Source organism: Solimonas terrae (genome assembly GCF_011067135.1).
GTDB classification, from domain to species: domain Bacteria; phylum Pseudomonadota; class Gammaproteobacteria; order Nevskiales; family Nevskiaceae; genus Solimonas; species Solimonas terrae.
Genome location: NZ_JAAMOW010000007.1, coordinates 150,725 through 167,067, shown reverse-complemented (window position 1 = coordinate 167,067; position 16,343 = coordinate 150,725). Strand labels below are relative to the sequence as shown.

The following is a 16,343-nucleotide window of genomic DNA, read 5'->3' as shown; positions in this document are numbered from 1 at the left end:
AAAAACATCTCGTGCAAATAATATTGACAGTATTATCAGAAGTGCGCATTATATCATCATTGTTCAGCGTGATGTGCGACTAGGTCAGCCCCACGGGCGAAAGCGAACTAAATGCGTAAGGGTCCCGCATCTTCCGGCCACTGAAGTGCGGTGCGAGATATGCACGCACAACTTGGCGCCGCAATCCCGTACACCTCTCGGCGCGCCTCTGCATTGGAGTGAGTTAATCATGACTTCCGACGTTCGTTACCCTGGGTGCGATCCGCAAAGCAAGGCATATCAGATGGCAGGCTCGGTGCGAATCGAGCGTGTTGAGCCGATCATCCGTGCGGACTCCCTGGAGTACATCCTTTTCAATAAAAAGGACCTCACCCGTCAGGCAGATTTTCTGGTCGATTTCGGAATGATGATCGCAAAGAGAACGGATGACGCGCTGTATATGCGCGGGGCAGGCACGTCACCGTACTTCTACGCCGCATTCAATTTCGATCGAGATCAAAAGAAAGGGGGCGACGCGATAAGGCGGGGATATTTTGGGATCGGTTTTGGTGTGAAAAGCCAAGTAGAGCTTGAGCTATTGGGAAGAAAACTCGGGAAAGAAATCGAGAGCGTTGACGGTCCGGGTGGTGGCAATCGTCTTCGGCTTCGTGATCCAGACGGATTCATAGTGGATATCGTGCATGGCAGAACGCGTGTCGAGCGGCTCGAATCTCGCACAGAGCCAGATGTCCTGAATACTCCGTTCAAGAAGAGCAGAATAAATGCGACCGTACGCCGGCCGATACAGCCTGCCACGCTCGAACGGCTTGGGCACTGCGTGCTATCGGTGTCCGACTTCTCCGCCTCTCTAAAATGGTACATGCGCCACATTGGTCTGATTCCGACCGATGTGCAGTGCCTGGAGGACGGCACGCCAGCACTCAGCTTCAATCGCCTTGATCGTGGAAACGAACTGACCGACCATCACTCGTTGGTTCTTGTGCAGAACGTGTCCGCGCACTACATGCATAGCGCCTATGAAACGCTCGATATCGACAGCATCGGGCAGGGACAGCAATACCTGTTCGCGAAGGGCTGGACGCACTTTTGGGGTATTGGCCGGCACATCCTCGGGAGCCAGATATTTGACTATTGGCTGGATCCGGAAGGCGATGAGCTAGAGCACTACGCCGATGGTGACGTGTTCGATAACCAAGCGCCGACAAGCTATCACCCGCTGGAGATCGGTGGACTCTGGGCATGGGGCGCAGACGTTCCGGACATGAAGCCGAAAATGACACCGCGTCAGCTGCTGCGTGTCGTGAAGGCAGTGCGAAGCGGAAAGCTTTCGACGCAGAGAATTGGCCTTATAAAGAAGGCGATGTCGTCCCGCCCAAGGCCATGGGCCAAATAATGCGAAGTAAAAGTGCTTGCTAGTGGTCTGTCGTGCGACATGCACTGCTTTTAACTAACGAACCGTCTTATGTGCTGAACCGATGGTCTGAGATAGACCGATTCTCGGCGAAGACCATGTTGATGGACCCATAAAGTCATTGCCGGAGTACAGGGTGTCTATGTCTTGGCCAGCAAGATATGAATGAAGAGCGAGATCAGCATTCTTCATATCCGGAAATTTTTAAGCATGTCAGCCCTCGTGAGATGCAGGTTATCTATCTTCTGATTCTCGGAAGAACTACGAGGGAAATCGGCGCGCAATTAGGGTTGTCCCCCCATACCGTCAATCAGTACAAGGTGGCCGTATACGAGAAGCTACACGTTAAAGGCGCGGTAGCCCTTGTTCGTCATGCTGTATTGGATGGCTGGTTGGGAGACATCGTATAAGGAAGTTGGGAGATCTTTCGATCTAAAGAGCGGAGAGACGGCAGTGTCGTCGGCGTTGGGGCGCCATGGACGAGCATGTTGGTCGCATGCATTCGAAGCATAAGGGCATGCAGAAGGGGGAGTGCCAGTTACATTGAAGAGGGCCGGTATGAACCTTCGTCATCTACGATATTTCGTTGCCGTCGCAGAGGAACTGCACTTCGCTCGCGCAGCGGAGCGTTTGCACATCGAGCAGTCGCCCCTGTCGCGGGCGATCAAGGATCTGGAATATGACCTCGGCGTGCAGTTGCTGGAGCGCTCGACTCGCAGCACGCGATTAACCTGGCCGGGAGAGGTATTTCTCGACAGCGCCAGGCGCGTTCTCGTCGCGGTAGAGCAGGCCAAGGCAAGTGCAAAGGCTGCTGCGTCAGGCTATCGCGGCACGTTGCGGATCGCGCTATCGGAAGGCATTGCGCAACCTCGATTGGCGACTCTTCTGACGCAATGCCGAGAGGAAGAGCCGGACGTTGAAATCAGATTGTTCCAGGTCCCGCGCGCCGATCAGATCAAGGGTTTACGTAGTGAGCTGTACGATGCCGGATTCGGCAAGTCCACCGATGTTGGGGACGGCATCGTAACCCAACCCGTCTGGCGCGATCCGCTGGTACTTGCAGTCCCCGCGCGGCATCCCCTGCTGGGCCACAAGCGCATTCCTCTCGACGAGGCGTTGCGTTACCCGCTAATCATCTGCGACCCCGAACTGTGCGAGGGCTGCTGGCAACAGATCGAGCCGGCGCTGCGGACGGTCGATGCCGTGCCCGTCATTGCCGAACGTGTCGCGTCGGTCGATCTCATGCTGACGCTGGTTGCGGCCGGCTACGGGCTGGGATTCATTACGACAGCACGGGCCGCAGTGCTCCGGCATCCGGATATTGTGTCGCGGCAGCTCGCCGGGCGTTCGCTGATGCTGACCACCTATTTGTTGCGGCCCGACAACGAGCCTTCGGAGCAACTGCAGCGCTTCATCCAGCGCGTGAGTCCGCCGGAGACGTCGTCACATGCGGCGCCGATTTGATCAAGCGAAGGTGAAGTGATGAAGCACGTTTCGATACTCCTCCCTCTTGTCATGCTTGCCGCCTGTGGGGTTTCGACACCCGCAGACACCGTGGATTCTCTCGTGGCTGATCCGCAACGGCTCAAGGAAGTGCAGCGTCTCTGCAAGGAAGATCACGCCAAGATGGGCGACGCCGTCTGCGTTGCTGCCGCCGTGGCGAACCGCCGGCGCTTTGTGGGTGACGGCACGGGCAAGTACACGCCGTCGTCGACATCACAGCATTGAATGTTCAGATACGCCGGAATGTGCCACGCATTGCGTGAATGTTCGCTGCTTTTCTGTAGCCGGTATTTTTTTGCTTTGCGTCAGTTGTCTCCTGAAATCGATCTTTGACCCTCGCTGATCCGGCGCCGAGTCTCGTGGCGGCGGTGCGCTGGTATGCGTGCCGCACGGGCTCGAAGCGGAGGCAGGGATGCAAGGTGGCAGCGTGTTGCTTGGGCAGGTGCTGGCGGTGTTCGGCATCGTCATCGCGGCGACCTGGGGCGCGACCCAGTGGACGGCCGCGCAGCTCGGCTATCAGTGGCGCCTGGGTGCACCGTGGTTCGACTGGCTTGGCGTGCCGGTCTATCGTCCGTGGCAGCTGTTCGAGTGGTGGTATTGGTTCGATGCCTATGCGCCGCGCGTGTTCGTGCGCAGTGGCGCGGTCGCGGCCGGCGGCGGCTTCGTGGCAGCCTTCGTTGCAATCGGCATGTCGGTATGGCGGGCGCGGCAGTCGCAGCTCGTCACGACCTACGGCTCGGCGCGTTGGGCCGGGCCGGCCGACATTCGCGCAGCGGGGCTGACGCTCGCAGCTGGTGTTCTTCTCGGGCGCCAAGACGGCGCGTACCTGCGCCATGACGGTCCCGAGCATGTGATGGCGTTTGCGCCGACGCGCTCGGGCAAGGGCGTCGGTCTGGTCGTGCCGACGTTGTTGTCGTGGACGGGTTCGGCGGTGATCCACGACATCAAGGGCGAGAACTGGCAGCTCACGGCCGGCTGGCGCTCGCAGTTCTCGCATTGCCTGTTGTTCAATCCAACCGACGCGCGCTCGGCGGCGTACAACCCGCTGCTCGAAGTGCGGCGCGGCGCACACGAAGTGCGCGACGTGCAGAACATCGCCGATATCCTGGTCGACCCCGAAGGCGCATTGGAGCGCCGCAACCACTGGGAGAAGACCAGCCACGCCTTGCTGGTCGGCGTAATCCTGCACGTGCTCTATGCCGGCGCCGACAAGACCCTGCGCGGCGTCGCCAACTTTCTCTCCGATCCGGCGCAGCCGTTCGAGCGGACGCTGCGGCGGATGATGACGACGCCGCACCTCGGCGAGGCGCCACATCCGGTCGTGGCGTCCGCGGCGCGCGAGGTGCTCAACAAGTCCGACAACGAGCGCTCGGGCGTGCTGTCGACGGCGATGAGCTTTCTCGGGCTCTACCGTGATCCGACCGTGGCCGAGGTCACGGCGCACTGCGACTGGCGCATCGCCGATCTGCTCGATGCGGAGCATCCGGTCTCGCTGTATCTCGTCGTGCCGCCGTCCGACATCAGTCGCACGAAGCCGCTGATCCGCCTGATCCTCAACCAGATCGGCCGGCGCCTCACCGAATCGCTCGATGGCTCCGATGGCATCGCGCGGCGCCACAAGCTGCTGCTGATGCTCGACGAGTTCCCGGCGCTGGGTCGGCTCGACTTCTTCGAGTCGGCGTTGGCGTTCATGGCGGGCTATGGCTTGCGCGCGTTCCTGATCGCGCAGTCGCTGAATCAGATCGACAAAGCCTACGGGCTCAATCACTCGATTCTCGACAACTGCCATGTGCGCGTCGCCTTCTCCAGCAACGACGAGCGCACGGCCAAGCGCATCTCCGACGCGCTCGGCACGGCGACCGAGCTGCGCGCGCAGCGCAACTACGCGGGCCACCGGCTCGCGCCGTGGCTCGGGCATCTGATGGTGTCGCGCCAGGAAACGGCGCGGCCGCTGCTGACGCCGGGCGAGGTGATGCAGCTGCCGCCAGACGACGAAGTCGTGATGGTGTCGGGCCATCCGCCGGTGCGGGCGAAGAAGATCCGCTACTACCGCGATGCGAACTTCCGGCGGCGCGTGGCGTCGCCGCCGCGGCTGGCGGCAGGCCGCTACGCCGATCGGCCGCCGCTGCGGGCCGACGACTGGAGCGCTCTGGCGGTTCCGCCGGCGCCCGAGGTCTCGGAGCAGTCCAATTTTTCGGATCTCGACGACGGCGGCCTGCGGCAGCAGCCTGAACTGGCGGAAGTGTCGCTGCCGCTACCGGAGCCTGTCGTCGACGATCTGGCCTTGCTCGACGACGACGATCTGCCGTTGCCGCTGCCGGCACAGCGCGAGCCGCGCCTGCAGCGCAATGCGCGGCTCGCGGCGCTCGATCCCGACGACGGCATCGCGCTATGAGTCGCGCGCGCCTCAACCTGTTCATCGAGCCCGAGCACGCCAAGCGGCTCGATGAGCTGGCCGTGCGCAAGGGCGTATCGAAATCGTCGATCGTGGCGCTGGCGCTGTCGACTTGGCTGGCGCCGCAAGGCGGCGATCCGCGCGAAGCGATGATGGCGCGGCGGCTCGATCGGCTCTCGCATCAGTTTGATCGGCTGGAGCGTGATCAGAACATCCTGATCGAGACGGTGGCGCTGTACGTCCGCTACTTCCTGACCGTCAGCGTGCCGGTGCCGGAAGCGCATCAGGACGCGGCACGCGCACAGGGCCGCGCGCGCTTCCGGCAGTTCGTCGAGCAGCTCGGCCGCCATCTGATGCGCGGACACAGTCTCGTGCGCGACGTGGCCGAGGAAGTGAGTCCTGATCAGCGCGAGCTGTTCGGCGCGGAGAAGCGCAAGGCGCCGGAGGAGGCGTCGTGAGCGCGGTGCTGCGCGAATCCGCATCGGTGGCCATGGACCGGCGCATTCGCATGCTGCGCACAGCGATGGGACCGGCGATCGCCGCGGCGCTCGACGATCCCGACATCGTCGAGGTCATGCTGAACCCGGACGGCTCGCTGTGGGTGGACCGGCTCGGCAGTGGCCGCGAGCCGCTCGGCATCTCGCTGTCCGCGGCCGACGGCGAGCGCATCATCCGCCTGGTCGCGGCGCATGTGCGCGCCGAAGTGCATGCCGGCAAGCCGCTGTTGACGGCCGAGCTGCCGGAAACCGGCGAGCGCTTCGAAGGCGCGCTGCCGCCGGTGGCGCCGGGCCCGGCGTTCGCACTGCGCAAGCGTGCGGTGGGCGTCATCAAGCTCGACGGCTATGTCGCCGACGGCATTCTCAGCGACTGGCAGGCGGCGTTTCTGCGGACTGTTGTGCGCGAACGCCAGAACCTGTTGATTGCCGGCGGCACCAGCACCGGCAAGACCACGCTCGCCAACGCGCTGCTCGACGAGATCGCGGCGACGGGTGATCGCGTGCTGATCCTCGAAGACACCGTGGAGTTGCAGTGTGCGGCGCGCGACCACGTGCCGCTGCGCACGCGTGCCGGCGTCGTGACGATGGCCGAGCTGGTGCGCTCGACCTTGCGCTTGCGTCCGGATCGCATCGTCGTCGGTGAAGTGCGCGGCAGCGAAGCGCTCGACCTGCTGAAGGCTTGGGGCACCGGCCATCCCGGCGGCATCGCCACGATCCATGCCGGCTCGGCGGAGGGCGCGCTGCTGCGTCTGGAGCAACTGATCCTCGAAGTCGCGGTGACGCCGCCGCGTGCACTGATCGCCGAGGCCGTCAACGTCATCGTCTTCATCGCCGGTCGCGGCCGTGCGCGCCGCGTGCGCGAGATCGCGCGCGTCATGGGTTACGACGAGCGCGGTTACCGGCTCAGCACCGAGCTGATCCTTTCCTCCTCAGCTGTTTCGACGCTTGCCGGAGAACCGTCATGACGCATGCCCGCATTTCAGTAAATCCGCTTCGGCGCTTGAGCGGGGCTTTGCTGCTGCTGCTCGCAGCACCGGTCGCACAGGCGGCCGGTACCAGCATGCCGTGGGAAGGACCGCTGGAGGCGATTCTCGAGTCGATCCAGGGGCCGGTGGCGCGCATCATCGCCGTCATCATCATCATCACCACGGGCTTGGCCCTGGCGTTCGGCGATACGTCGGGCGGCTTTCGCAAGCTGGTCCAGATCGTGTTCGGCTTGTCGATCGCGTTTGCGGCGTCCTCGTTCTTTCTGTCGTTCTTCTCGTTCTCGGGTGGAGCGCTGGTATGAGTGACAACGACACGCCGGGTTTCGAAGTGCCGCTGCACCGCTCGCTGACCGAGCCGATCTTGCTGGGAGGTGCGCCGCGCACGGTGGCGATCGCCAACGGCACGCTGGCCGCCGCCGTCGGCCTGGGCCTGCAGCTCTGGGTGCCGGGCCTTGTGCTCTGGCTCGTCGGTCACTCGCTGGCGGTCTGGGGCGCGCGCGTCGATGCGCAGTTCCTGCCGGTGTTTGCGCGGCATCTGAAGCAGCGCGCGCTGCTGGACGTTTGAGCCGTGCTGAAACTCGCCGAATACCGCCGCCGCCCGGCGCAACTTGCCGACTGGCTGCCGTGGGCCGGTCTGGTTGCGCCGGGCGTCGTGCTCAACAAGGACGGCTCGTTCCAGCGCACCGCGCGTTTCCGCGGTCCGGATCTGGACAGCGCGACGGACAGCGAACTGGTCGCGGTGTCGGCGCGGCTCAACAATGCGCTGCGCCGCTTGGGTTCGGGCTGGGCGCTGTTCATCGAAGCCGAGCGCCGCGAAGCGGTCGGCTATCCGGCATCGGTGTTTCCTGATCCGCTGTCGTGGCTGGTCGACGAGGAGCGGCGCGCGCTGTTCGAGGAAGCCGGCCGGCACTTCGAGAGTGCCTATCACCTGACGCTGCTGTACCTGCCGCCGGAGGAAGCCGCGGCGAGAGCGGCCCGGTTGCTCTACGAGAATCACCGGCCCGGCGCGGCGGACTGGCGCGAGCGGCTGGAGGCGTTCGTCGCCGAGAGCGAGCGCTGCTACGGGCTGCTCGAAGGCGTGATGCCGGAACTCGCCTGGCTCGACGACGACGAGACACTGGCCTATCTGCATGGCTGCGTGTCGACGCGCCGCCATCCAGTCACGGTGCCGGAGGTGCCGATGTATCTCGACACGCTGCTCGCCGACGTGCCGCTGACCGGCGGTTTGGCGCCGCTGCTCGGTGATCGGCACCTGCGCGTGGCCTCGGTGCGCGGGTTTCCGACCTCGACGTGGCCGGGCCTGCTCGACGAGCTGAACCGACTTGGCTTTGCCTATCGCTGGTCGACGCGCTTTCTTTGCCTCGACAAGTCCGAGGCTGAGAAAGAGCTGACGCGCCTGCGTCGGCACTGGTTTGCCAAGCGCAAGAACGTCCTCGCTCTGCTGCGCGAGACGGTGTTCCAGCAGGAGAGTCCGCTGGTCGACACCGATGCCGCCAACAAGTCGGTCGACGCAGATGCGGCGCTGCAGGAGCTTGGCAGCGATCAGGTTGCGTACGGCTACGTCACCGCGACGGTGACGGTGCTCGACGCCGATGCGGAGGCGGCCGACGACAAGCTGCGCCGCGTTGAGCGCGTGATCCAGGGCCGCGGCTTCGTGACGATCCCGGAAACGCTCAATGCCGTGGATGCCTGGCTGTCGTCGCTGCCCGGACATGCCTATGCCAACGTGCGCCAGCCGCTGGTTTCGACCCTGAATCTCGCGCATCTGATGCCGCTGTCGGCGGTCTGGGCCGGGCCGGAGCGCAACGCGCATCTCGACGGCCCGCCGCTGGTCGTCACGCGCACCGCCGGCGCGACGCCGTTCCGGCTGGTCACGCACGTCGGCGACGTCGGGCACACGCTGGTCGTCGGGCCGACCGGCATGGGCAAGTCGGTGCTGCTGGCGACCTTGATGCTGCAGTTCCGGCGCTATGCGGGCGCCCGCATCTTCGCGTTCGACATGGGCCGCTCGCTGCGTGCGACGGTCCTCGGCTTGGGCGGCGAGCACTACGATCTCGGCGCCGACGGCACGATCGCCTTTCAGCCGCTGGCGCGCATAGATCGCGAGTCCGATCGCGCCTGGGCCGCCGAATGGGTCGAAGGCCGATTGATCCAGGAGGGCGTTGCGGTTGGCCCGGCGGGAAAGGACGCCGTGTGGTCGGCGCTGTTGAGTCTGGCCAGCGCGCCGGCCGAGCAGCGCACGCTGACCGGCCTGTCGGTGCTGCTGCAATCGAATGTGCTGCGCCAGGCCTTGCAGCCGTACGTGCTCGGCGGTGCGCACGGCCGTCTGCTCGATGCGGAGACCGACCGGCTGGGCACGGCGGCGGTGCAGGGCTTCGAGATGGAAGAGCTGATGGCGAGCCGCGCGGCGGTGCTCGCCGTGCTCGGTTATCTGTTCGCGCAGCTGGAGAAGCGCTTCGACGGCGCGCCGACGCTGCTGGTCCTTGACGAGTCCTGGCTGTTCCTCGACGACCCGGTGTTCGCGGCGCGCATCCGCCAGTGGCTGAAGACACTGCGCAAGAAGAACGTGAGCGTCATCTTCGCGACGCAGTCGCTGGCCGACATCAAGGACTCGGCGATCGCGCCGGCGATCATCGAGAGCTGCGCGAGCCGTATCTTTCTCGCCAACCCGCAGGCGCTGGAGCCGCAGCTGCGGATGGTCTACGAGGGCTTCGGCCTCAATGCGAGGCAGATCGAGATCGTCACGCAGCTGCAGCCCAAACGAGACTACTACTACCAGTCGCGCTTGGGGAATCGCGTGTTCGATCTCGGCCTCGGACCGATCGCGCTGGCCTTCGCCGGTGCGGCAGGCCCGGTCGATCAGCGCGACATCGACGCACTCTGCGCGTCCACCGCTTCTTCTGAATTCGCACCGGCCTGGCTGCGCCGTCGCGGCTTGGGCTGGGCGGCCGAACTGCTGTCCGCATTTCCGCATGCCGAGGAGAAAATGCCATGAAGAAGGCTGCATCTGTGAGCGTTGCGATCGTGTTGGCCGTCCTGTCGTCGGCGGCGCAGGCCCAGTGGGCGGTGATCGACGCCGGCAATCTGGCGCAGAACGTGTTGATCGCCGCGCGCACGATGGAGCAGATCAACAACCAGGTGCTGCAGCTGCAGAACGAAGCGCAGATGCTCGTCAACGACGGCCGGCAGCTGACGTCGCTCGATTTCAATGCCCTGAGCCAGCTGCGCGCGACGCTGGCGACGACCGATCGCCTGCTGGCCGAGGCGCAGGGCCTGGCATTCAACGTCTCGCAGCTCGACACGGACTATGCGCGGCTGTACCCCGATGCCTACGGCGCCGGCACCAGCACCCGGCAGATGGCCGACGATGCCCACGCGCGCTGGCAGAACGCGCTCGACGCGCTGCACACGTCGATGCGCCTGCAGGCGCAGGTCGTGCAGAACCTGCCGGCCGACGAGGCGACGCTCGCTGATCTCGTCAACCGCAGCCAATCGGCGGTCGGTCAGCTGCAGGCCACGCAGGCGACCAACCAGCTGCTCGCGCTGCAAGCCAAGCAGACGATCGACGCGCAGCAGCTGCGCATCACGCAGGATCGCGCCGCCGCCGCCGAGCTCGCGCGGCAGGCCGCGGCGCAGGCACGCGCGCTGGAGGTGCGCCGGCGTTTCCTGGGTGACGGCACGCCCTACACGCCGCAAGCGATCGCGTTCTACTAAAGGGCCTGCGTCATGGACGACCTGTCGGTCATCGACCGCTTCCTCGACGTCTTCTCGCGCTATATCGACTCGGGCTTCGGTCTGCTGCACGGCGAGGTCGCGTTTCTGACGGCGACACTGGTGGCGATCGACATGACGCTGGCGGGCCTGTTCTGGGCGATGGGCGGCGAGGACGTAATTGCGCGGCTTATCAAGAAGACGCTGTACGTCGGCGCCTTCGCCTATCTCATCGGCAACTTCAACGCGCTGGCCGGCATCGTGTTCCGCTCGTTCGCCGGACTCGGCCTGCTGGCGTCCGGCTCGGCGCTGACGCAAGCGCAGTTCCTGCAACCGGGGAGGCTCGCCAAGGTCGGCGTCGACGCCGGCGCGCCGATCCTGCGGCAGATCGGCGAAATGACGGGCTTCCCCGAAGTGTTCGCGAACCTCGATCCGATCGTCGTGCTGTTCATCGCCTGGCTCGTCGTCATCGTCAGCTTCTTCGTGCTCGCGGTGCAGCTGTTCGTGACGCTGATCGAGTTCAAGCTGACGACGCTGGCGGGTTTCGTGCTCGTGCCGTTCGCGCTCTGGAACAAGACCGCGTTTCTGGCCGAGAAGGTGCTCGGCAACGTCGTCTCGTCGGGCATCAAGGTGCTCGTGCTGGCGGTCATCGTCGGCATCGGCTCGGGGCTGTTCGGCGAGTTCCGCATCGCGCCCGACGAGCCGTCGCTCGACTACGCGCTGGCGGTGATGCTGGCGTCGCTGTCGCTGCTTGGTCTCGGGATCTTCGGACCGGGCATCGCGACCGGCCTGGTGTCCGGCGCACCGCAGCTCGGCGCCGGCGCTGCGGCCGGCACGGCGCTTGGCGCGGCGGGCCTGGCGGTCGCCGGCGGCGCGGTGGTGGCGACCGGCGGCGGCGCGGTCGCGGCCGGTGCGCGCATGGCGCCCGGTGCAGCGCGCGCCATGGCCGGTGGCGCGGGCAGCGTCGCACAGTCGACGGTATCGATGGCGCGCGGCGCGCGCGAGGCCTATCAGATCGGCGCGAGCACCTCGGGCGCCGGTGGCCTGCGCGCGGCCGGTGCTGGTCTCGCGAACGTCGCGCGCACCGGCGCCTCTGCCGCCGGCGAGCACATTGCCGCCGGTGCCAGGCGCATCGGCGAGACATTCCATGCCGCTGCTTCATCTGGTTCGACGGCCGACACGGCGCCTGCGGCAGCGCCGGCCTGGGCGCAGCGCCTGCAGCAGCGGCAGCGGCTCGCGCACAGCGCGTCGGTTTCGGCGCACGTCCTGCGCTCGGCCGACCACGGTGGCGGCGGCACCGGCCCGAGCCTGCGCGATCCGTCGCACGACTGAGGAGAAGCGTCATGCGATTCAAGCGTGCACAGCTGCGGTATTCCGAGACGCCGGAACCGGTGACGCCCTATCAAGCGGCCGGCCAAGCCTGGGACCAGCGGCTCGGCAGCGCGCGCGCACAGGCCGCGAACTGGCGGCTGATGGCGTTCGGCTGTCTGCTGCTGGCGCTGTTGATGGCGGGTGGTCTGGTCTGGCGCTCGGGGCAGTCGCTGGTGACGCCGTACGTCGTCGAGGTCGACAGCGCGGGCGAGGTCCGTGCGGTCGGCGAGGCGGCTACGCCGTACCGGCCGGCCGACGCGCAGATCGGCTATCAGCTGGCGCGCTTCATTACGCTGGTGCGCTCGCTGTCGATCGATCCGGTCGTGGTGCGCCAGAACTGGCTCGATGCCTACGACTACACCACCGACCGTGGCGCCGCGACGCTCAACGACTACGCGCGCACGCACGATCCGTTTGCGCACGTCGGCCAGGAGTCGGTAACGGTGCAGGTCACGAGCGTGGTGCGTGCCAGCGACTCTTCGTTCCAGCTGCGTTGGACCGAGCAGCACTACGTCAACGGCGAAACGTCGAGCGTGGAGCGCTGGACGGCGATGTTGTCGATCGTCGTCCAGCCGCCGCGCACCGAACAGAAGCTGCGCCGCAATCCGCTCGGGATCTACGTCAACGGCCTGTCGTGGAGTCGTGAGCTCGATGCCAGTGAAGGAGCCAGAAAGCCATGAAAGCGTTTTTCCGTATTTGTGCCTTGTCGGTTTTGCTGACGGGCTGCGCGACGCAGGGTCGGCCGCCGCCGGCGATCACGCTGGACGAGCCGGTGCAAGCGCAGCCGGTGCCGGAGCCGCCGAAGCCGGTGGAGATCGTCGAGGTGCCCAAGCCGCTGCCGCTGCCCGATCAGCTCAAGCCCTTGCCCGACGAGGCGCCGCCGCCGGCGCCGGCGACTGGAGACGACGTGACGGCACGCATCGCGCAGGCGAACGCGCAGGCGCGCGTGCCGCCGGCGAAGGACGGCTACGTCAACGCCGTGCAAGTCTGGCCGTATTCGGACGGTGCGCTGTATCAGGTCTTCACCAGCCCGGGCCGCGTCACGACGATCGTGCTTCAGCCCGGCGAAGAGCTCGTCAACGTTGCCGCCGGCGACACGGTGCGCTGGATCGTCGCCGACACGGCAAGCGGCAGCGGCGCCGAGCGACGCGTCAACGTGATGGTGCGGCCGACCCGCGCGGGCATTCGCACCAATCTTGTCATCGTCACCAACCGCCGCAGCTATTTTCTTGAGCTTTCGGGCACCGAGAACACCTGGATGGCATCGGTGTCCTGGGACTATCCGAAGGACCGCATGCTCGCTCTGCAGAAGCAGGCGCGGCAGGCCGACGCGGCGGCACCGATCGATACCGGCTTGTCGCTTGAGCGCATTCGCTTCCGCTATGCGATCAGCGGCGACGCGCCGTCGTGGAAGCCGCTGCGCGCGTTCGACGACGGCGAGAAGGTTTACATCCAGTTTCCGGCCGGCATCGCGCAGGGCGAGCTGCCGCCGTTGTTCGTGATCGGCGCGCAGGGTGACGGTCAGCTCGTGAATTACCGCTACCGGGCGCCGTATTACGTCGTCGACCGTTTGTTCGGGGCAGCGGAGCTGCGCTTGGGCGGCGACAAGGCGGAGGTCGTGCGCATCGAGCGCACCGACGGCGTCGTGAAGAACGGTGGGTCATGAGCACGGAGGCCGCGCCGCCGAAGGCCGATCCCGAGAGCCTGTCGTTGCGCGCATCACCGCGACCGGTAATGCGACTGAGCCGGCGCATGCTGGCGGTGCTCGCCGGCAGTCTCGCCGCGCTGGTGCTCGGCGCAACGCTGTGGTCACTGCGGCCGCGCGCGCGATCGGCTGACGCGCCCGCGGCGTCCGAGCTCTACAACGTCGACCGCGTCTCGCGCGCCGAGAATCTCGACGAGCTGCCCGCGAACTACGCGCAGCTGCCGCCAAAGCCGGTCGCGCCTCCCGCTCTGGGTGAGCCGCTGCCGGGCGATCTGGGCCCGGCCGTCGTGCATGCACGCTCGGCGGGCGTCGGCAGATACGGCGGATCGGCCGGGCCGGACGAAGCCGAAGCGGCGCGACATGGGGCGTTGTTCTTCCGTGCGGCGAATCAGGCTTCGCGTGCTGCTGGTGCTGCTGGTGCTGCTGTTGGTGCCGCGGCTAAAGCTGAAGAATCAGTTCTCATGCCGTCGGCGAACCTATCGCTTGGTTCGACTGCGGTGGGGCCAGACACTCAGACGGCTGATCCGACGACGGTGCAGAATCGGCAGGAACAGAAAGAGGCGTTTCTGGCCAAGGCCAGCAGCGGCGGCACCCGCAGCTTAGGCGGTTTGCAGTTGCCCGCCTCGCCGTATCAGGTGATGGCCGGCACGGTGATCGCCGCGGCCCTGATAACAGGCATCCAGTCGGATTTGCCGGGCGACGTGGTGGCGAGCGTGACGGAGCCGGTCTACGACACGGCGACCGGCCGCTTCGTGCTGATCCCGCAGGGATCCCGATTGCTTGGCCGCTACAACAGTCAGGTGAGCTACGGGCAGAGCCGCGTGCAGGTCGTTTGGAATCGCATTGTCCTGCCCGATACCTCGTCGTTCGAGCTCGACAACCTGGTTGGCACCGATCCGGCGGGCCATGCCGGCCTCGAAGACGGCGTCGATTGGCACGGGGATCGCGTGTTCGCCGGCGCGGCGCTGACGACGCTGCTTGGCGTCGGCGCCGAACTGGCCGCACCGGAGAACCGCAACGACGGCAACCGCGTGATCGTCGCTGGCCGCGATAGCGCGCAGGATTCGGTCAACCAGGTCGGCCAGGAGATGACGCGCCGCAATCTCAACATCCAGCCGACGCTGACAGAGCGGCCTGGCTTGCCGGTACGCGTGATCGTCCATCGCGATCTCGCGCTGCGACCGTACCAGCCGCTGTTCTTTCAACGAGGAGAATCGCCATGAGCACGACGGGCAAGCTGCGGCTCGGGCCATTGCCGAAGGCCGAGACGGTAAAGCTGACCATTGGACTGACGGTGGCGCTGAAGGCCGAGCTGGATCGCTATGCGGCGCTGTATGCGCAGACCTACGGCGAAGCGGTGGATGCGGTGACGTTGATCCCGGATATGCTGGAGGCATTTATGGCTCGGGACAGGGGCTTCAAGCACACCGGCTCGCAGCGTTCGAGGGGATACAGAGAGACGCCGTCCCAATGATTGCAAATGTTTCACTAGTTTTCTGAAAATTGTTATATAAACAACAATATAAGTTAATTTTCCTGTATGTGGGCAATATGCGGTCCTCGCGCGAACGCCGAACGGCGGCGAAGATAGCTTGGCACAGCCGCATGTTGTTTCAATGATGAGACGCTACGAGCAATGCCAATTTACTTAGACGGACACGCCACGACACCAATCGCACCGGAGGCCCGGGACGCGATGATGGCCGCGTGGCATCGCGTCGGTAACGCTGGTTCACCGCACTCTGCTGGCTTGCACGCATCTGTCTCGGTTGATGCTGGGCGCGCCGCCGTGGCTAAGCTCATCGGAGCTGATGCGTCCGAAGTTGTTTTTACGTCTGGGGCCACCGAAGCCAACAACATAGCAATACTTGGCGTGGCAGGGCGTATGGGTTCGGCGGACCGCCCACGTATCGTCGTATCGGCAATCGAACACAAAGCTGTGCTGGAGCCCGCCAGATCCCTCCGTTCAAAAGGTTTCGACGTTGTTGAAGCTCCCGTGGATCGTCAGGGCAGGATTGATCTCGATGTGTTGCGTACGCTCATCGATGATCGAACGCTATTAGTCTCGATCATGGCAGCCAACAATGAAACCGGCGTCCTTCAGCCGGTGGCTGAGGTTGCAGCGATTGCACGAAAGACAGGCGCTCTTATTCATTGCGATGCGGCTCAAGCGGTAGGGAAACTTCCCCTCGATGTGTTTGAGCTCGATGTGGACTATTTGAGCTTATCGGCGCACAAGCTCTATGGGCCGTTGGGTGTCGGCGCACTCTATGTCTCGGCGGCCGCCCCAAGGCCGAATGCCTTGGTTTTCGGCGGTGGGCAAGAAGGTGGCTTGCGTGCTGGAACGCTGCCGGCACCGCTCTGTGTCGGGTTTGGAGTTGCCGCTGAGCTCGCCGCTCGACGCTTGGCAGCGGATGCTATACACGTGCATGGCCTTAGCGAGCGGTTCCTCCGTGGCCTCAAAGCGCGGCATGTTTCTTTCAGCTTAACCGGGGGGGGCGCCGAGCGCCTGCCGGGTAGCACCTCCTTGATGGTCGAGGGAATCGATGGCGAACAGCTTGTCGATAAGCTCGGCCGAGATCTACACATATCTACGGGATCGGCATGTAACTCCGGTCAAATACAGCCATCGCATGTATTACGCGCGATGGGGCTTAGCTCAACAGAAATGAAGTCGAGCGTGCGGATCTTGTTCGGCCGGTACAATTCAACCGAAGATGCGGAGGCGGCGGCCGGGCTATTCGCTGCAGCTTGTGCTGCCTGA

Annotated in this window: 17 protein-coding genes; all 17 read left to right on the top strand. The window is 65.1% G+C overall.

Translation table 11 applies throughout. The features are described from left to right. The first annotated feature begins 229 nt into the window (after nucleotides 1-229). The 17 genes from G7Y85_RS14180 (at nucleotide 230) to G7Y85_RS14100 (ending at nucleotide 16,343) form a co-directional block, all read left to right on the top strand. Entirely contained in the window at nucleotides 230-1,393 is a 1,164-nt protein-coding gene (locus G7Y85_RS14180) for a VOC family protein (RefSeq protein ID WP_166258377.1), read from the top strand. A gap of 179 nt (nucleotides 1,394-1,572) precedes the next feature. Continuing rightward, complete coding sequence (locus G7Y85_RS20670) at nucleotides 1,573-1,821, top strand: response regulator transcription factor (RefSeq protein ID WP_166258374.1); 249 nt, start codon at nucleotides 1,573-1,575, stop codon at nucleotides 1,819-1,821. A gap of 148 nt (nucleotides 1,822-1,969) precedes the next feature. Continuing rightward, nucleotides 1,970-2,875 carry a LysR family transcriptional regulator gene (locus G7Y85_RS14170; protein ID WP_166258371.1) on the top strand — a complete coding sequence of 302 codons (906 nt, stop codon included), beginning with the start codon at nucleotides 1,970-1,972 and terminating at the stop codon, nucleotides 2,873-2,875. A gap of 18 nt (nucleotides 2,876-2,893) precedes the next feature. Next, nucleotides 2,894-3,139 (top strand): EexN family lipoprotein, encoded by a 246-nt coding sequence (locus G7Y85_RS14165; protein WP_166258368.1) that lies wholly within the window; start codon nucleotides 2,894-2,896, stop codon nucleotides 3,137-3,139. 187 nt (nucleotides 3,140-3,326) lie between these two features. Next, a complete protein-coding gene (locus tag G7Y85_RS14160) occupies nucleotides 3,327-5,309 on the top strand; it encodes a conjugal transfer protein TraG (RefSeq protein ID WP_166258365.1) in 1,983 nt (660 codons plus the stop codon). Beyond that, nucleotides 5,306-5,767 (top strand): CopG family transcriptional regulator, encoded by a 462-nt coding sequence (locus G7Y85_RS14155; protein WP_166258362.1) that lies wholly within the window; start codon nucleotides 5,306-5,308, stop codon nucleotides 5,765-5,767. The genes G7Y85_RS14160 and G7Y85_RS14155 overlap by 4 nt, the downstream gene beginning before the upstream one ends. Nucleotides 5,768-5,799: 32 nt before the next feature. Beyond that, nucleotides 5,800-6,771, top strand: coding sequence for a P-type conjugative transfer ATPase TrbB (gene trbB / locus G7Y85_RS14150; RefSeq protein ID WP_166258873.1), 972 nt, complete (start codon nucleotides 5,800-5,802; stop codon nucleotides 6,769-6,771). Continuing rightward, entirely contained in the window at nucleotides 6,768-7,094 is a 327-nt protein-coding gene (locus tag G7Y85_RS14145) for a TrbC/VirB2 family type IV secretion system protein (RefSeq protein WP_166258359.1), read from the top strand. Before trbB ends, G7Y85_RS14145 begins: the two co-directional genes overlap by 4 nt. Next, the gene (locus tag G7Y85_RS14140; RefSeq protein ID WP_166258356.1) at nucleotides 7,091-7,357 is read left to right on the top strand and encodes a VirB3 family type IV secretion system protein; all 267 of its coding nucleotides are present in this window, start codon (nucleotides 7,091-7,093) and stop codon (nucleotides 7,355-7,357) included. The genes G7Y85_RS14145 and G7Y85_RS14140 overlap by 4 nt, the downstream gene beginning before the upstream one ends. A gap of 3 nt (nucleotides 7,358-7,360) precedes the next feature. Beyond that, the gene (trbE, locus tag G7Y85_RS14135) at nucleotides 7,361-9,787 is read left to right on the top strand and encodes a conjugal transfer protein TrbE (protein WP_166258353.1); all 2,427 of its coding nucleotides are present in this window, start codon (nucleotides 7,361-7,363) and stop codon (nucleotides 9,785-9,787) included. After that, entirely contained in the window at nucleotides 9,784-10,506 is a 723-nt protein-coding gene (gene trbJ / locus G7Y85_RS14130) for a P-type conjugative transfer protein TrbJ (protein WP_166258350.1), read from the top strand. Before trbE ends, trbJ begins: the two co-directional genes overlap by 4 nt. A 12-nt stretch (nucleotides 10,507-10,518) precedes the next feature. Then, nucleotides 10,519-11,835 carry a P-type conjugative transfer protein TrbL gene (trbL, locus tag G7Y85_RS14125; RefSeq protein ID WP_166258347.1) on the top strand — a complete coding sequence of 439 codons (1,317 nt, stop codon included), beginning with the start codon at nucleotides 10,519-10,521 and terminating at the stop codon, nucleotides 11,833-11,835. An 11-nt stretch (nucleotides 11,836-11,846) separates the two neighbouring features. Then, complete coding sequence (gene trbF / locus G7Y85_RS14120) at nucleotides 11,847-12,554, top strand: conjugal transfer protein TrbF (protein WP_166258344.1); 708 nt, start codon at nucleotides 11,847-11,849, stop codon at nucleotides 12,552-12,554. Next, complete coding sequence (gene trbG / locus G7Y85_RS14115; protein WP_166258341.1) at nucleotides 12,551-13,540, top strand: P-type conjugative transfer protein TrbG; 990 nt, start codon at nucleotides 12,551-12,553, stop codon at nucleotides 13,538-13,540. The genes trbF and trbG overlap by 4 nt, the downstream gene beginning before the upstream one ends. Beyond that, a complete protein-coding gene (locus G7Y85_RS14110) occupies nucleotides 13,537-14,802 on the top strand; it encodes a TraB/TrbI/VirB10 family type IV secretion system protein (RefSeq protein ID WP_166258338.1) in 1,266 nt (421 codons plus the stop codon). Before trbG ends, G7Y85_RS14110 begins: the two co-directional genes overlap by 4 nt. Beyond that, nucleotides 14,799-15,053 (top strand): DUF2274 domain-containing protein, encoded by a 255-nt coding sequence (locus G7Y85_RS14105; RefSeq protein ID WP_166258335.1) that lies wholly within the window; start codon nucleotides 14,799-14,801, stop codon nucleotides 15,051-15,053. The genes G7Y85_RS14110 and G7Y85_RS14105 overlap by 4 nt, the downstream gene beginning before the upstream one ends. A 162-nt stretch (nucleotides 15,054-15,215) precedes the next feature. Then, nucleotides 15,216-16,343, top strand: a complete 1,128-nt coding sequence (locus tag G7Y85_RS14100; protein WP_166258332.1) for a cysteine desulfurase family protein — start codon at nucleotides 15,216-15,218, stop codon at nucleotides 16,341-16,343.

Excerpts from the sequence above, each read along its gene's own strand:
- G7Y85_RS14155 (WP_166258362.1), top strand. The coding sequence starts at position 5,306 with ATGAGTCGCGCGCGCCTCAACCTGTTCATCGAGCCCGAGCACGCCAAG.
- trbL (WP_166258347.1), top strand. The coding sequence starts at position 10,519 with ATGGACGACCTGTCGGTCATCGACCGCTTCCTCGACGTCTTCTCGCGC.
- G7Y85_RS20670 (WP_166258374.1), top strand. The coding sequence starts at position 1,573 with ATGAATGAAGAGCGAGATCAGCATTCTTCATATCCGGAAATTTTTAAG.
- trbF (WP_166258344.1), top strand. The coding sequence starts at position 11,847 with ATGCGATTCAAGCGTGCACAGCTGCGGTATTCCGAGACGCCGGAACCG.
- G7Y85_RS14145 (WP_166258359.1), top strand. The coding sequence starts at position 6,768 with ATGACGCATGCCCGCATTTCAGTAAATCCGCTTCGGCGCTTGAGCGGG.
- trbJ (WP_166258350.1), top strand. The coding sequence starts at position 9,784 with ATGAAGAAGGCTGCATCTGTGAGCGTTGCGATCGTGTTGGCCGTCCTG.
- G7Y85_RS14180 (WP_166258377.1), top strand. The coding sequence starts at position 230 with ATGACTTCCGACGTTCGTTACCCTGGGTGCGATCCGCAAAGCAAGGCA.
- G7Y85_RS14110 (WP_166258338.1), top strand. The coding sequence starts at position 13,537 with ATGAGCACGGAGGCCGCGCCGCCGAAGGCCGATCCCGAGAGCCTGTCG.
- trbG (WP_166258341.1), top strand. The coding sequence starts at position 12,551 with ATGAAAGCGTTTTTCCGTATTTGTGCCTTGTCGGTTTTGCTGACGGGC.
- G7Y85_RS14165 (WP_166258368.1), top strand. The coding sequence starts at position 2,894 with ATGAAGCACGTTTCGATACTCCTCCCTCTTGTCATGCTTGCCGCCTGT.
- G7Y85_RS14140 (WP_166258356.1), top strand. The coding sequence starts at position 7,091 with ATGAGTGACAACGACACGCCGGGTTTCGAAGTGCCGCTGCACCGCTCG.
- G7Y85_RS14160 (WP_166258365.1), top strand. The coding sequence starts at position 3,327 with ATGCAAGGTGGCAGCGTGTTGCTTGGGCAGGTGCTGGCGGTGTTCGGC.
- G7Y85_RS14105 (WP_166258335.1), top strand. The coding sequence starts at position 14,799 with ATGAGCACGACGGGCAAGCTGCGGCTCGGGCCATTGCCGAAGGCCGAG.
- G7Y85_RS14100 (WP_166258332.1), top strand. The coding sequence starts at position 15,216 with ATGCCAATTTACTTAGACGGACACGCCACGACACCAATCGCACCGGAG.
- trbB (WP_166258873.1), top strand. The coding sequence starts at position 5,800 with ATGGACCGGCGCATTCGCATGCTGCGCACAGCGATGGGACCGGCGATC.
- G7Y85_RS14170 (WP_166258371.1), top strand. The coding sequence starts at position 1,970 with ATGAACCTTCGTCATCTACGATATTTCGTTGCCGTCGCAGAGGAACTG.